The sequence below is a fragment of the Desulfurellaceae bacterium genome (assembly GCA_021296095.1).
Lineage (GTDB): Bacteria > Desulfobacterota > Binatia > Bin18 > Bin18 > JAAXHF01.
This window is the reverse complement of the sequence record JAGWBB010000022.1, coordinates 1-14,122: the sequence shown is the minus strand read 5'-3', so window position 1 is coordinate 14,122 and position 14,122 is coordinate 1. Positions and strand designations below refer to the sequence as shown.

Annotated in this window: 11 protein-coding genes and 1 pseudogene; 4 read left to right on the top strand and 8 right to left on the bottom strand. The window is 64.3% G+C overall.

From position 1 onward, the window contains the following. Positions 1-20: 20 nt before the first annotated feature. Together J4F42_07280 and J4F42_07275 are read left to right on the top strand one after the other, a co-directional pair. A pseudogene (locus J4F42_07280) lies at positions 21-326 on the top strand (hypothetical protein). Then, on the top strand, positions 322-1,767 hold the full coding sequence (locus J4F42_07275) for a hypothetical protein (protein MCE2485298.1): 1,446 nt from the start codon (positions 322-324) through the stop codon (positions 1,765-1,767). Before J4F42_07280 ends, J4F42_07275 begins: the two are co-directional and overlap by 5 nt. A 131-nt stretch (positions 1,768-1,898) precedes the next feature. Here the strand turns inward: J4F42_07275 and J4F42_07270 are convergent, their stop codons facing one another. Then, complete coding sequence (locus J4F42_07270; GenBank protein ID MCE2485297.1) at positions 1,899-2,981, bottom strand: cytochrome c; 1,083 nt, start codon at positions 2,979-2,981, stop codon at positions 1,899-1,901. A 320-nt stretch (positions 2,982-3,301) separates the two neighbouring features. Between J4F42_07270 and J4F42_07265 the strand changes: the two genes are divergently transcribed. Continuing rightward, entirely contained in the window at positions 3,302-4,396 is a 1,095-nt protein-coding gene (locus J4F42_07265; protein ID MCE2485296.1) for a Zn-dependent alcohol dehydrogenase, read from the top strand. A gap of 14 nt (positions 4,397-4,410) precedes the next feature. Here the strand turns inward: J4F42_07265 and J4F42_07260 are convergent, their stop codons facing one another. Further along, positions 4,411-5,613 (bottom strand): MFS transporter, encoded by a 1,203-nt coding sequence (locus J4F42_07260; protein MCE2485295.1) that lies wholly within the window; start codon positions 5,611-5,613, stop codon positions 4,411-4,413. A 117-nt stretch (positions 5,614-5,730) separates the two neighbouring features. On the opposite strand from J4F42_07260, the gene J4F42_07255 reads away from it, so the two are divergent. Then, on the top strand, positions 5,731-7,077 hold the full coding sequence (locus tag J4F42_07255) for a sodium:alanine symporter family protein (GenBank protein ID MCE2485294.1): 1,347 nt from the start codon (positions 5,731-5,733) through the stop codon (positions 7,075-7,077). A 40-nt stretch (positions 7,078-7,117) separates the two neighbouring features. Here J4F42_07255 and J4F42_07250 read toward each other — a convergent pair whose 3' ends face one another. The 6 genes from J4F42_07250 to J4F42_07225 all read right to left on the bottom strand — a co-directional run bounded on the left by J4F42_07250 (position 7,118) and on the right by J4F42_07225 (position 13,642). Continuing rightward, on the bottom strand, positions 7,118-7,771 hold the full coding sequence (locus J4F42_07250) for a DUF4276 family protein (protein MCE2485293.1): 654 nt from the start codon (positions 7,769-7,771) through the stop codon (positions 7,118-7,120). A 1-nt stretch (position 7,772) separates the two neighbouring features. Next, complete coding sequence (locus tag J4F42_07245) at positions 7,773-8,909, bottom strand: AAA family ATPase (GenBank protein ID MCE2485292.1); 1,137 nt, start codon at positions 8,907-8,909, stop codon at positions 7,773-7,775. A 174-nt stretch (positions 8,910-9,083) separates the two neighbouring features. Further along, entirely contained in the window at positions 9,084-10,454 is a 1,371-nt protein-coding gene (locus tag J4F42_07240) for a DEAD/DEAH box helicase family protein (GenBank protein MCE2485291.1), read from the bottom strand. A 112-nt stretch (positions 10,455-10,566) separates the two neighbouring features. Next, positions 10,567-11,778: a CoA transferase gene (locus J4F42_07235; GenBank protein ID MCE2485290.1), complete on the bottom strand. Its 1,212-nt coding sequence runs from the start codon at positions 11,776-11,778 to the stop codon at positions 10,567-10,569. Between the two features lie 73 nt (positions 11,779-11,851). Continuing rightward, positions 11,852-13,450 carry a hypothetical protein gene (locus tag J4F42_07230; protein ID MCE2485289.1) on the bottom strand — a complete coding sequence of 533 codons (1,599 nt, stop codon included), beginning with the start codon at positions 13,448-13,450 and terminating at the stop codon, positions 11,852-11,854. 48 nt (positions 13,451-13,498) lie between these two features. Beyond that, entirely contained in the window at positions 13,499-13,642 is a 144-nt protein-coding gene (locus J4F42_07225) for a hypothetical protein (GenBank protein MCE2485288.1), read from the bottom strand. Positions 13,643-14,122: the final 480 nt, after the last annotated feature.

Here is a 14,122-nt window from a genome sequence, read left to right as displayed (position 1 = left end):
TGCCTTTGTGAGGAGGAAGGATGGAACCCCAGACCGCTCACGCCCATGCAGAGATTCTGTACGAGCCCGACGAACGTCCCCCCCTCGCGCTCGGCATTGGGCTGGGATTCCAGTACGCCCTGCTCATTGCCGCCGGCATCGTGCTGACACCGGTCATCATGATCAGAGCTGCGGGCGGCGGTGAGGCGTATCTGTCATGGGCGGTGTTTGCCGCGCTGGTGATCTGTGGGCTGACAACCGTCATACAGGCCACTCGTATCGGACGTATCGGTGCGGGCTATATTCTGATCATGGGCAGCAGCAGCGCCTTTCTGGCCGTGTGTGTCGGCGCTCGAACAGGGCGGGCCGGGACTGCTGGCGGTCCTGATCATCATCACGTCGCTGTGCCAGTTTTCCATTGCGGCCAAGCTGTCGCTGTTCCGACGGGTCTTCACCCCGACGGTGGCCGGCACCGTGCTGATGCTGATCCCGATAACCATCGGCCCGCTCATCATGAGCAAGATCGCCGAGGTGCCGGCTGGCGCCTCGGCGGCGGCCGCGCCGGTCAGCGCGGGTGTGACCCTGGCGGTGATCGTGGCGATGGCGCTGCGCTGCGTCGGCGCGTGGCGGTTGTGGGCGCCGGTCATCGGCATCGCCGCCGGCAGTCTGATCGGCGGCCTGGTCTTCGGCATTTACGACACCACCCGCATCCTGGAGGCTGCCTGGATCGGCCTGCCCTCGGTAGCCTGGCCCGGGCTCGACCTCAGCTTCGGCCCGACCTTCTGGGCGCTGATGCCGGCCTTCGTGTTCGTGACGCTGATCGGCGCCCTGGACACGATTGGCGACGCTATCGCCATCCAGCAGGTTTCGTGGCGCCGGCCGCGGGCCATTGACTTCCGTTCTATCCAGGGCGCACTGAACGCCGACGGCCTCGGCAATCTCCTGTCCGGTCTGGCCGGCACGGTGCCCAACACGACCTATGCGACCAGCATCTCGGTCGCTGAACTCACCGGCGTGACCGCCCGCTGGGTCGGGGCGTGTGTCGGGGTCATCTTTGTCGTCCTGGCCTTTCTGCCCAAGGCGGTGGCCGTGGTGATGGCCATCCCCAACCCGGTGGTGGCGGCCTACTTCATGGTGGTGATGTCCATCCTTTTTGTCATGGGTATGCGCATCCTGTTTCAGGACGGGCTCGACTACCGCAAGGGGTTCGTGGTCGGCCTGGCCTTCTGGCTCGTGGTCGCGTTTCAGCTCGACTGGATCTTCCCCGAATACTTCCAGGGCGCGTTGAGCGAACTGTTCGGGAACGCGATGACCGTCGGCGGCCTGAGCGTCATCTTCCTGATGCTGTTTGTGGACGCGACGAGCGCGCGCCGGGGGCGCATCAGGGTCGCCCTGGATACCGCCGCCGCCCCGCCCATCGACACCTTTCTGTCGGACTTCGCCGGCGGTCTGGGCTGGAGCGGCGAGATGAGCACCCGGCTGCGCGCGGTCGGTGAGGAGACCCTGCTGACCCTCATCCGGCGCGATCAGGACGGGGGGACGGAGCGCTACCTGCTGCTGATCGCGCGCGCCGACCACGACGCGGTCGAACTGGAGTTCATTGCCGCGACCGATGAGACGAATCTTGAGGATCAGGTCGCGCTGCTCGGCGACCATGCCGCCGGCGTGCCGGCCGAGGAAGAGCTGTCGCTGCGCTTACTGCGCTATTACGCCTCGTCGGTGCGCCACCAGCAGTACCACGACACCGACGTGATCACGGTTCGCGTGGAGCCGCGCGTCCCGTCCTGACCGCTCACGCCCCAGACCGGTCTCTTGGGATTGTTCTCACGAAGCCCCTGTCTCGACATCGACGGTTTGCTTCGCCCTGTCCGGGAGCGGGTGGAGATTAACGGGAACGGTGCAGGATGCGGCCGAGGCGTTCACCACAGCTCGCCCTCAAGATAGTCCCAGACAAGGGCGGCGCCGACACGGTAGTCAAAGGGGGCCGTCCCAGCTACGGGGACCTGGGTGCCAATCCGCAGGGCCACGTGGCCGCGAAAACGCAGGCCGGTATAGAGTTGCGGGGTCAGGAGGAGAACCCCGTCGCTCTCGCCTTGCAGGTTATGACGAAACTCGACCTCAAGGCTGGGCACGAGGCCGCGCTTGAACGACGAGGTCAGATAACTCCCGCCGAGCCGGTAGCGCATCTGCCGCTCGGCGCGATCCGCGTCGAGCGGCAGCGTCGCCTGGATCTGGTTTTGGAACACAAACTGGCGGAGCGCAATTCCGCTTAACAAGGACGGCTCGAACGTGAGCGTGCCATCGCCGAGCCCTCGGTCGCGGTCGCCGGAAGGCAGCACGACTTCGAGGGCGGCCGCCGTGAGCGCGCGGGCGGTCGTGTGGGTAGACAGGACGTGTTTGTAGGCCAGGGCGAGGTCGCCCGGACCAGCCGTCGTTCTGTCTCGGGTTTCTGTGACGCGATACGGCAGGCTGAGTTCCCACTGCCCGCGCGTCCCGAGCCGTCGCTCATACGAGAGCGTGGTGGTCCACGTTGTTGTCCCGTGCTTGCCGTTGATGAATTCCTGTTTGAGGACCGCTTCATTCTCCGGAAACGCCTTGGCGGTGAAGAAGAGCTGGCGGAAATTCAGGTCCCCGGACGGCCCGCCTTGTTCCTGACAAAAATTACGGACATAGGTGAGGACGGTCTGGATTTCTTCCGGGCTCAGCACCCCACCAAAGGCGGGCATTTGATCCGAGAGTCCCATGAAGGCGCCACCGTTGGCGATGACAGAGGTCCAGCCGCTGGTTGGCTCGCGGCTGCTGACCGAGCAGTCGGTGAAATCCGGCAGGGGGACGCTCAGCGCGGTGCCTTCGGGTGACCCCCGTCCATCTTTGCCGTGACAGCTCTCACACGCCCCTTCATACACGGTCGGACCGTCGAGGGGCGCGGTCCACGCCGTCCCCCCCAGCAGAAGGATCGAGACGATCCCGAAGGAGAACTTTCGTCCGAGGCGTTTTTTCATCGCACAGAATCTATCCGCGCCGGGTGCCTGCCACAACTGGACAGCAGACAGGCATGCCGACCGCGACCCCCGCATGGAACGAGTGTACGCGGATCGGGACACGAGGGTGTACCGGGTGCTCGACGACACGGCCACGCCACGCGCGTCCCGTCCTGACGGCTCGACGCCAGATCCGGTTCGCGGCCCACACCGCTGAGCTGTGACTGCCCGCGCGGAGTTACTCGGCACGGCGGCTGCGGCAACGCTGGTGCGCCTGTCCGCCTCTGGCGGGAGGCGGGCAATTGACGTACCATTGCGGCCACGAAAGGAGACCATAGACTATGAAAGCTGCCGTTTTGTACGAGCCTGGCACACCCCTGGTCGTTGAGGATTTACAGCTCGATCCGCCACAAGCCGGCGAGGTCAAGGTCCGCGTCGCGGCCAACGGCGCCTGCCACAGCGACCTGCACGTGATGACCGGCGACATGCGTCAACCCCTGCCCATGGTCCTGGGCCACGAGGGGGCCGGGGTGGTCGAGGAAGTCGGCGCCGGGGTGACCTCGGTCAAGGAGGGCGACCACGTCGTGCTGTCTTTCAACCCGGTATGCGGCACCTGCTTCTACTGCACCCAGGGCAGCCCGCACCTGTGCGAAACCCGGCCCAAGACCGCCGGCGTACTGATTGACGGTACGACCCGTTTGCACAAAAACGGAGCCGACATCCATCACTTTGCCTTTACCGCGTCTTTTGCCGAAGAGACGGTCGTACACGAGAGCTGCGCGATCAAGATCCGCGACGACGTGCCCTTGGACCGGGCCTGTTTTGTCGGCTGCGGGACCATGACCGGGGTCGGGGCGGCGATTAATACCGCCCAGGTCCAGCCGGGCAGCACGGTCGCCGTCATCGGCTGCGGCGGGGTCGGCCTGAACGTGATTCAGGGCGCGGCGATTGCCGGCGCGCGCCAGATCATTGCGGTGGACCTGCTCGACAACAAGCTCGAATTCGCCAAAACCTTTGGCGCCACCCACAGCGTCAACCCGTCTCAGGACGACGCCTTGCCGGCCGTGCTGGAGCTGACCCAGGGACGCGGGGTGGACTACGGCTTTGAGGTCATCAGCACGCCCAAGACGATTGAGCTGGCCTTCAAGATGACCGCCCGGGGGGGGACCTGCACGATTGTCGGCGTCTCGCCCGACGGCTCGCGCATCTCGCTCAACCCCAACGTCTTCATGATGATGGAGAAGAAGTTGCAGGGCTCGTACTACGGCTCGACCCGGCCGCGGGTTGATATGCCCCGCCTGATCGACATGTATATGGACGGCCGGCTGAAGATCGACGAGCTGGTCTCAAAGACGCTGCCGCTCGAACAGGTCAACCAGGCCTACGACCTGCTCAAGCAGGGCGCGGTGGCGCGCAGCGTGATTACCTTCTCCTGAGCGGGGTGGGCTCTTCAGTCGGCAACGGCCGGCTGGGTGCCGGACGCGGGCCGGGTGGCTGAGTGCGGCAGGTCCGGGCTGTTGACCAGGACGGCGCACACAACAATCAGCACCGCCCCCGCAAACCCGCCGATCCAGAAGGCGCCGGCCAGGCCGGACTGACTGGCCAGGCTGCCGAACACGGCCGGTCCGACCATCATGCCGACCCCGTGGGCCATCATCAGCAGACTCATGACCGTCCCCATGCCGTAGCGCTGGCCGTGTTCCATGGCCAGCGCGGTATGGGACGGAAAAGCCAGCCCGTACATGGCGCCGACCCAGATATTCAGCACCAACAGATGCCAGAACTCCCCGGCAAACGGGAACACGGCCAGGCCCAGCGCCCCCCCGAGTCCGCCCAGGGCGATCAGATAGGCTTTGTTCACTCGGTCGGCCAGCCGCCCGCACGGGGTCTGGAGCAGAGCGCTGACGATGACGTTCAGGGAAATCAGGACGCCGACCTCGGTCGTACTGAGCGGCAGCAGACGGGTCGCCAGCAGGGGCAGAAAGACCCAGGTCAGGGCGTTGGTCAGGGCGTAGGAAAAACGAAAACAGGCCATGCCGACAAGAGGCTTGGAGGCGAACAGGCTGCGGAAGGCAACGGCGGGGCGCCTCGCATTGGCGCTGCCGGCGATGCGCGGCAGGAACGCTGTCAGGGCCACCAGGGCGGCCAGGCTCAGGCCGCCCATGATCAGAAAGTTGGCCGGCATGCCCCACACGTCTTTGATGATCCCGCCCAGCAGCGGTCCGCCTGCAACCCCGCCCAGCATGGCCGTGTTGAGCGAGCCGCTGTAGCGGCCCTCCTGTCCGGCGGGGGCCAGGTCGCCGACATAGGCCATGGCCACCGGGTGCATGATGGCGGTGGCCGTGCCGTGGACGATCATGATTAGGATGAAGCTGGCGACCGTATCGGCCGGCAGGTAGGCAAACGAGGTGACGGTGTAAAAGAACAGGCCGGCCAGCAGGAAATATTTTCGCTCCCAGCGGTCGGACAGGCGGCCGGTAAAGGGCAGGATCAGCGTCCGGGTGGCGGCGTGGACGCTGAACAGCAGGCCCGCCCCCAGCTCGCCGAAACCAAACTGCTGGACATAGATGGGCAGGAAGGACATGACCATGCAGTTGCCCAGCATGGTGGCGAAAACGGCCAGTGACAGGGTCAGCACCGCAGGGTGAAGCATGCCGGTATGTCTTTCAGAAATCCCCCGGCTTGTCTGCCCCAGCGGTCTGCGGCGGGAGCGGCTTGGTGTCCGGCGGCGCTATGGTGTAAGGTCGGCCCCGGACAGGGAGGGAGTTGTATGCTGAGCAGAATCGACGAGATCAACTCGGCGGTCAACGCCGTGGTGTGGGGGCCACCGCTCATGGTCCTGCTGATCGGAACCGGCCTGTACCTGAGTGTCAGGCTCGGCTTTCTGCAGTTCACCCACTTCGTTTTTATCTGGCGGACGACGTTTGGCCGTTTTCTGGCGTCTCGAACCCAGCAGCAGGACGGCGAGCTGAGCGCGTTTCAGGCTGTCAGCTCGGCCATGGCCGCCACGGTCGGGGTCGGCAATATCGCCGGGGTGAGCACGGCCCTGGCCCTGGGCGGACCCGGCGCGCTGTTCTGGATGTGGATGACGGCTGCGGTCGGCATGGCGACCAAATTCAGCGAGGTCGTCCTGGGCCTGTACTACCGCCGCACGACGAACGGCCAGGTGGCCGGCGGGCCGATGTACTACATCACCGACGGCCTCGGCCAGGGCTGGCTGGCCGGGGTGTATGCCTTTCTGACCGGGGTGGCGGCTCTCGGCATCGGCAATATGGTCCAGGCCAACACCATTGCGACCAGCGTCAGCCAGAGCTTTGCCGTCTCCCCCACGCTGACCGGCATTGTGGTCGTGGTCGGGGTGGCGATTGTGATTCTGGGCGGGGTGAAACGGATCGGTCAGACCGCCGAGTACCTGGTGCCGAGCATGGCGCTGCTGTATCTGCTGGGCGGCAGCGTCATTCTGCTCCTGCACGCCTCGGCCGTGCCCGGGGCGGTGCTGACGATCATCAGCCACGCGGTCCAACCGGCCGCCCCGCTCGGCGCCTGGGCCGGCGCCAGCCTGGGCGCGGCGATCCGCTACGGGGTGGCGCGGGGCATTTTTTCCAACGAGGCGGGTCTCGGCTCGGCCTCCATCATCCATGCCCAGGCCAAGAATACGCCGGTCGGACAGGGCTTGTGGGGCATCTGGGAGGTGAGCGTGGATACCCTGATCGTGGCCAGCATGACCGGGCTGGTCATCCTGGTGACCGGCGTGTTGGGCGAGCCCGACATTCCCGCCTCGGGGCTGGCCGCAGCTGCGTTTGCGCGTGGCCTGCCGGGCGTTGGCGGGCCCCTGGTGCTGGCCTGTCTGGTGCTGTTTGCCTACAGCACGATGCTGACCTGGAGCTTTTATGGGGAGACGGCCTGGGCCTACCTGTTCGGTGGCTGGATAGTCCTGCCCTACCGCCTGGTGTTTCTGGGCTTTCTGTACGTCGGGGCGATTGGCGGCCTGCAGCTGGTGTGGAGTCTGGCCGATACGCTGAACGGGCTGATGGCGGTGCCGAATCTGATCGCCGTGGTGTTTCTGGCGCCCCTTGTGGTCAGGGAGACCAGACGGGCTCTGGGGCGCCGCTCGTAAGCGGCTTGTGTCGAGTTTGGGAGAGCGAGAGGACGGGGCCTCATGGAACCACTCTTCTTCTGGTTTGCTGTCCGACTCCCGGTCCTTCCTCCTGGGCTTGCTGGGTATTTCGCTCCTCTCCAGTTCCCGCTCCGTTCAAAGCCGCGTCCAAAAAACCTCTGAAGCTCGGACTGCGAAGTGCGATGGTTTGGCCGTCCAGGCGGAGTGCGATCTGCTCTGAGACACGAGCCGTATACGGCTTATCGAGCAACTGCTTCAGATGGTGCTTTGGATTCTGTATCTCATCCGGTTTTGAAGTATCGACACTTCCCAAATTGCGTCCGAGATATATGCGGAGCTTCTCTGCATCGGCAAAATACCAGGCTTCGAGATGCCACTGCGCGTATGCATACTGCACCTTTGCACGAATCTCAGCAGGCAGCCGGTCGGCAAGTCGATTCCTCATTGACGAAACCACCTCTTCGGGTAACTTCCCATCGACATCGACAAGCAGCACAATCTTGTCCGGCGCGGGATCGGCGTACCAGGCGGACTTGATGAGCTTCTCTGCCATCTCGGCATTGAGGACCTTGTTGTTCGGCGGAATAGACACCTCAGATACCGACGTACCCTGCCCCTTCAGATGTTCCACCAAGTGCCGAAGTGAGCGGCGCTCGGTTTCCCCTGAGGCAATGACGAGCACGTTCTTGGCCATTTCAGGGCGCTCCGAAGCCTTTGGTCTGGTAATACTCTCCGAGGCCGAAGCCGGAGGCCTCCAGGGCCTTGCGAACTCCGTCAGGGTCCGCTTGCCTCGTTACGGTTGTTCCTGCCTGGGGGCTCCGTTGCACGACGTAGACGACCGACGGATCGTTCAACAGGTCGAGCAGTAAAGGAGAGTGTGTCGTCACCATGAGTTGGACCCGCCCTTGTGCGTGCAGCAGGTACTCGACAAAAGCGGACAGCGCAGTCGGGTGGACATAGTTCTCCGGCTCCTCAATGCCGATCACGTTCGCTTCTGATTCTCCGAGGAGTGCGGTCATCAAGGCCAGCATACGCAATGTCCCGCTGGAGACGCCCATCTGGTGCACCGGAAACTGGAGTCCCGGTTCTTTCTGCGTGAAGTAGAAGCGCTCTTCTGATTCCTGTGGGTTGATCCGTTCGGGGAGCCCTAGGATATCCTCAGTCGCTGACCGAATCTTTTCCAGGGTATCGGGCGATGAGTTATAGAGGGCATAGAGGGTCTCGCCCAGGTTGCGGCCATAGTGATCAAACCGGCCGGAGTCCAATCCGGTCCAGTCGCGGCGAAGCAGGAAGGGATTCGGGTCGAAGAACCCCCATCGGCGCACGAAATCGGCAATGGTGCGGGCTGGAAAGGACGCATCTGCCGCCGCCGCCGTAAGCGCACACGATGTCGGGGATTGTTGCAGTTTGACTCGCCGCCTGTCCTCAGACCACCACCATCCCTTTCCGCTCTCAGCCTCCAGTAACGTTTGTGGCGGATTTTTCTCGGACATCTGGCGTACCTGTTCCCAGACATGGAACGGATAGCTCTTCCGGGAGAGTTGCACAGCCCACTCTAGTGTCTCTTCGTTGTCGTCGTCTTTCAGGGTTAGCGTCAAGTCGATCTGGTTTGCCTGTTCCCCCTTCCAGGCAAGATTGAGGATGCCGCCTCGCGAAAACAGTGGTCCCTCAAAGGTACCCATCTGGACTACTTCATGGAGAAAGCGGAGCACGTCGAGTATCGTGCTCTTACCGGAGGCGTTGGCACCGATGAACAAATTGAGGCCGCCGAGTTCGATACACCCGTCACGCAGACTGCGAAACCGCTTCACCTCAAGTTCCAAGAGCTTCATGATATATCCGTTTAGAAATCCTCATCGGGAAATTCTGGTCAGGCGGTGGGCACGACGACCGGTCAGGTGAAGATAGACAAATATGCAATAGCGCTCAATAACTTTTAGGGCGGTCTTGTGTGTTGTTCCCGCCATTCTCCGCGCTGGCTAAAGCCCCGACAGCGCGTCCAGTATTCAGCGTTCGTCATTTTGATACGCTGCGTGTTGCCGCCGTCGCCGGCTGATGCCCTCTTCGACCGTGCCGGCGGTGATGACCTCGTACAGCACAGCCTGTTTGCCCTCGCGTTTACGCAAGACCCGGCCCAGCCGCTGGACGTGTTCCCGGGTCGAGCCCGAGCCGGACAGAATGACCGCCACACTCGCCTCCGGCACGTTGACGCCCTCGTTCAAGACTTTTGAGGTGGCCAGGGCCAGGTAGTCGCCCCGGTTAAAGCCTTCCAGAATGGCCTTGCGCTCCTTGGTCGGGGTGTGGTGGGTGATGGCCGGAATCAAAAACGCGGCCGAAATCGCATACACCGTATCGTTATCGCTGGTAAAGATGAGCGTCCGTTCCCGGGCGTGTTTTTTGAGCAGGAAGTCCAGGGTGCGGAGCTTGGCCGAGGTGCCCAGGGCCAGTTTCTTTGAGCGCTGGTGGGCCAGCAGAGCCTGGCGGCCCTTGCGGCTACGGGCACTCTCGCGGATGAAGCGGTGCCAGCCGGCCAGGCCGTCCAGCACAATGCCGTGATCGACAATGAAGTCGTAAAACCGGCCTCTGGCCTGACGGTACTCGGCCTCCTCCTCCGGGGTCAGGTGCACGGTGATGCGCTCGGTCACATAGTCGGCCAGATACTCCCCGGACAGCTCCTTGATGCCCTTGGCGTACACCTGGGGGCCGATCAGATCGTCGAGCAGGACGTGTCGGCCGTCGGCCCGCTCCGGGGTGGCGGTCAGCCCCAGCCGATACGGGGCCAGACACATCTGGGCGGCGTGGCTGTACATCTCGCCCGGCAAATGGTGACACTCGTCAAAAATCACCAGCCCCCAGCGGTTGCCGAGGCGGTCCATGTGGCGGTAGGCGCTGTCGTAGGTGGTGACGGTCAGGGCCTGGGGCTCGTAATAGCCACCGCCGATCAGCCCGATGTCTTCGCCGAAGGCTGCGCACAGCAGGTCATACCACTGGTTCATGAGGTCGATGGTCGGGGCAACCACCAGAGTCCCGCGCTGCACGCTGGCAATCGCCATCTGGCCGACCTGGCTCTTACCCGCGCCGGTCGGCAGGACAACCACCCCCCGTCGTGCGGCCCGCTGCCAGGCGGCCAGGGCCTCGGTCTGAAACGGATGCGGGTCGTGTTCAAGACGGCTGCTGAGTGTCAGCGTCGGATAGGCCGGGGCTGCGTTGCGGCATTCAAGGCCGGTCCCTTTGAGGTGTTCGAGCAGCGAACGATAGTGGTGGGCCTGGGCCCGCCAGCGGTCAACCCGGCCGTCCCAGTGCAGGAAGGGCGGCGCCTGGAAGTCGTGCGGCGGCTCGTCCACCACCACAGTGCCGAGGTCGAAGCGGAGGCGCATTGCTCAGCCTTCTGACACGAGCCGTTTCTTGTATGACGCGGCGATGCGATCCGCCTTGTGGCCGCCGGGGCGAGGCGGGGAGGGCAGGCACGGGGCCTGCCCCTCCGGTCTCTCACACCACCCGTTTGTCGCGCAGCGCGGCGATTTTGTCCGCGCTATAGCCCAGGCTGTCCAGCACTTCCTGGGTATGCTGACCGATTGACGGGGCAAAGGAGCGGATGGAGCCCGGGGTGTCGGACAGCTTGACCGCAACGCCGGCCTGGGTCACCTTGCCGGCCTGGGGGTGGTCGAGTTCGACCGCCATCTGACGGTGGCGGACCTGGGGATCGTCAAAGACCTCCGGCACGTCGTAGACCTTGCCCACACACACGTCGGCCTTGGTCAAAAAGTCATACCACTCGTCGCAGGTTTTGGTCATCAGCACGGCCTGGAGTTCCTGGCGCACCTGCTGGTGCCGCTCGGTCGTGGTTTGCGAGAAGTCGCCAGCCTTCATGCCGCAGTCTTTCCAGTCCGGGCGGTCCAGCGCGTCACACAGGTTGTTCCACAGCCACGGCTCGGTACAGCCGATGCTGAGCTGCTTGTTGTCTTTGGTGTTGTAGACGCTGTAGTAGGCAAACCCGCCGCCAAAAACGCCCTTGCCCCGGCCCGGCATGGTTCCGTCGGCAAAATAGTCGCGCACATTGGGCGTGGCCGCCAGCAGGGAGATGGTGGTGTCGAGGTAGGACACGTCGACCAGCTGGCCCTTGCCGGTGCGCTCCCGGGCGAACAGCGCAAACATGATGCCGGTCACGCCGTGCATGGACGCCCCGGCGTAGTCGGCGATGATATTGAGCGGAATGGCCGGCGGCCCCTCGGGCTGACCGATCAGGTTGAGCACCCCGCTGAGGGCCAGATAGTTCAGGTCGTGGGCCGGATAGTCCCGGTACGGCCCGTCCTGGCCAAAGCCGCTCAGCGAGCAGTACACCAGGCGCGGGTTGAGCTGGCTGAGCGTGTCGTAATCGCCGCCCAGGCGCCCCATCACCCCGGGTCGAAAGCCCTCGACCAGCACGTCATGGTCTTTGGCCAGGTCTTGCAGGACGGCCTGTCCGGCGGCTTCCTTGAGGTTGAGGGTGATGCTTTTTTTGTTGCGGTTGGTGAAATTGGTGGCCAGCTTCTTGGCCTGATCGGGGGTCGGCGACGCGCCCGAGCCGGCCAGTTTGCCCGACGGCGGCGCCTCGATCTTGAGCACCTCGGCGCCCATGTCCGCCAGCATCATGGTGCAGAACGCCCCAGGTCCCACCCGGGTCAGCTCCAGGACTTTGATTCCGTCTAATGCTCCCGCCATACGGTCCTCCTTATTGGCAACGCGTCAGTCCTTATAGCCCATCGGGTCGGGGCAGAGCTAGGGGCGGCGTGCGTCAGGCCTGCAAGCCGGGCAGGTCGAAGGCTGCCCCGAAGCGCCGACTGGCCTCCAGGAAATCGCCGTACTTGCGATGGCCGGCGGTGTGGTGGGCACAGGCCAGCAGCAGCCGGTCCGGGTCGGCAGTCCGACCCGACACACAGTCCTCAAGCAGGCACTGGGCGATCTCCTGATTATGGGGGTCGTTGCCGGTGCGACAGGCGGCCAGGGCCAGCCGCTGCACGAGCCGCGCCCGGTCGGCGCCGGAGTCGAGATAGGCCCGGGTCCAGGCCGTGCTGCCCTCCTTATCGAAGCTGACCGCAGCCGCCTCCAGACGGTCGAGGATCGTCTCGGGCGTGAGGCGGTCCGATCCGGCCGGCGCTTCGATCTCGCCGGGCTGCATGTCCCCGGTGTGAGCCTGATGGTGGGCGGTGCGTTCGAGAAACGAGGCGGCCAGGAACAGCAGCTTGACCCGGTGCGGATGGTCGAAATTGTCCACAAACCATCCCAAGCTGCTGACGTATTCGTAGCAGTGTTGAGACATGGCGAAGTTGTTCGGGTTCCTGGTCTCAAGCACGGTCTGGGCGGCGCCGAGCCGAATCGCGTCGAGGAGGTCGGACAGACGGATGCCGGCCCGCAGCAGCTCGGCGAGGCGCTCGATCCCGGCCGGTTCGGGCTCGCGGATGAGGCGGTGTACGAGGTCGTGCGTCTCGGCCGGATCAATCGGCTTTGCGTTGGCCAGAAGGGCGCGCTCGCGCTCGGTCGTGCCGGCGTAGGGAATGGCCGAGATCTTGTCGTTCTCGATGTAGACCGTGACGGCGTTGCAGGCCATCTCATAGGTCGAATACCAGCGCGGGCCGACCGCCATGTCGGGCACGCCGGCGTACAGAATCGGCTGCGCACGGTCCCAGCCGATGGCGTCGCCGAGTTCAACGGTGGAGCGCGCCCGATAGCCCTTGTGGCCGGTGGTATACGACCGGTTGTAGAGCAGGCGGTCCTGCACGTCGATGAGGCCGGCGAACACGAGTTCGGCCAGCACCTCGCGCCGATGCTGCGGCTCTTGCATCAGACCCAGAAACACCCGATAGGCTTCCAGCACCTGGCCCCGATGCACCAGGCTCAGCCAGTGTCCCAGCCGCTCGCGGAGCGGACCTTCCAGGTGGTCCGGCTCCTGGTCGGGCCAGTGCACCACCGGCGCGGGTGGCGGGCCGGGAGGCAACTCGGCTCCCCGGGCGTAGTGGCCCGGCGCCTTGAGAATCTTCTGGTTCCAGATGTCGAGACCGGTCGGGATGTACCAGATGGTCTGGGCCATGGCCAGGCCGGCCGCCTCGGGCGGCAGCAGCCTGACCAGGTTGAGCGTGGCCCGGGCGCTGAGCAGACAGTGATCGTTGTTGACGAAGTTGACGAAACCGTCGTCGATGCGCTCGTGGTAGGGCACGTGGGTATAGGGGCCGTGAATCCGGATCGCTTCGAGCAGCAGCTCGTCGAGCGGGCGGCCCTGGCGGTACAGCTCGTAGTAGACCTCGCTGGCGCCGATCTGATCGCGGGCCAGGATGCGCTCCTCCAGGGCGGTGTAACAGTCGGATATGCTCGCGGGCTGGGTCGGCAGGTGTGTCATAATCGGGCCCTCACTTTCCCACAGGGTGATAACCGAGGCAGCCTTTCGCTACCGCTGCGGCGAGCCGCAGCGCGCCAAGATGCCGGTGTCGGGCTTGTTCTCGGGCGGACGGCAGGTTTTGGACTTGCCGGTGGTCTTGCCCAGCTCAATCGGCGACTCGGCGGCTTTTACCGCGCAGCCGATCAGTCTCATAGGCGTATCCTACCTCACTCCTGAGTCTCGACAGTATGTCCCCAATCTTTTTCCTTCTGTCTGTGGAGAAGATATGGTAGAGCTTACACCGTTAGCCTCACTCAGATGAAGAACGCTTATCATGCTGTTTCGCGAACTCAACCGCAGCGCCACACAGACCTAAGTTGGGAGAGCGTGGCGGCTCAGCCGAGACCCGACGTGCAGCGCGGGAAGGAGCACACCGCATGGAAACAGCCACCCGCGAAGCGTCCCCGGCAGCACCCGGAGTGAGATGGGCCAAGCTTATTGATCACACCAGGTGTATTGGCTGCCACGCGTGCAGTACGGCCTGCAAATCAGAGAACCACGTTCCGGTCTCGGTCAATCGCACGTATGTGAAATACACCGACGTGGGCACCTTCCCAAACGCGCGGCGGGCTTTTCAGGTCACGCGGTGCAATCAGTGCCAGGACGCGCCCTGCACCCGCGCCTGTCCGACCG

Bases quoted from the DNA above. Each gene is read 5' to 3' on its own strand.
- J4F42_07265 (MCE2485296.1), top strand. From the start codon at position 3,302: ATGAAAGCTGCCGTTTTGTACGAGCCTGGCACACCCCTGGTCGTTGAG.
- J4F42_07225 (MCE2485288.1), bottom strand. From the start codon at position 13,642: ATGAGACTGATCGGCTGCGCGGTAAAAGCCGCCGAGTCGCCGATTGAG.
- J4F42_07235 (MCE2485290.1), bottom strand. From the start codon at position 11,778: ATGGCGGGAGCATTAGACGGAATCAAAGTCCTGGAGCTGACCCGGGTG.
- J4F42_07255 (MCE2485294.1), top strand. From the start codon at position 5,731: ATGCTGAGCAGAATCGACGAGATCAACTCGGCGGTCAACGCCGTGGTG.
- J4F42_07240 (MCE2485291.1), bottom strand. From the start codon at position 10,454: ATGCGCCTCCGCTTCGACCTCGGCACTGTGGTGGTGGACGAGCCGCCG.
- J4F42_07270 (MCE2485297.1), bottom strand. From the start codon at position 2,981: ATGAAAAAACGCCTCGGACGAAAGTTCTCCTTCGGGATCGTCTCGATC.
- J4F42_07250 (MCE2485293.1), bottom strand. From the start codon at position 7,771: ATGGCCAAGAACGTGCTCGTCATTGCCTCAGGGGAAACCGAGCGCCGC.
- J4F42_07245 (MCE2485292.1), bottom strand. From the start codon at position 8,909: ATGAAGCTCTTGGAACTTGAGGTGAAGCGGTTTCGCAGTCTGCGTGAC.
- J4F42_07260 (MCE2485295.1), bottom strand. From the start codon at position 5,613: ATGCTTCACCCTGCGGTGCTGACCCTGTCACTGGCCGTTTTCGCCACC.
- J4F42_07230 (MCE2485289.1), bottom strand. From the start codon at position 13,450: ATGACACACCTGCCGACCCAGCCCGCGAGCATATCCGACTGTTACACC.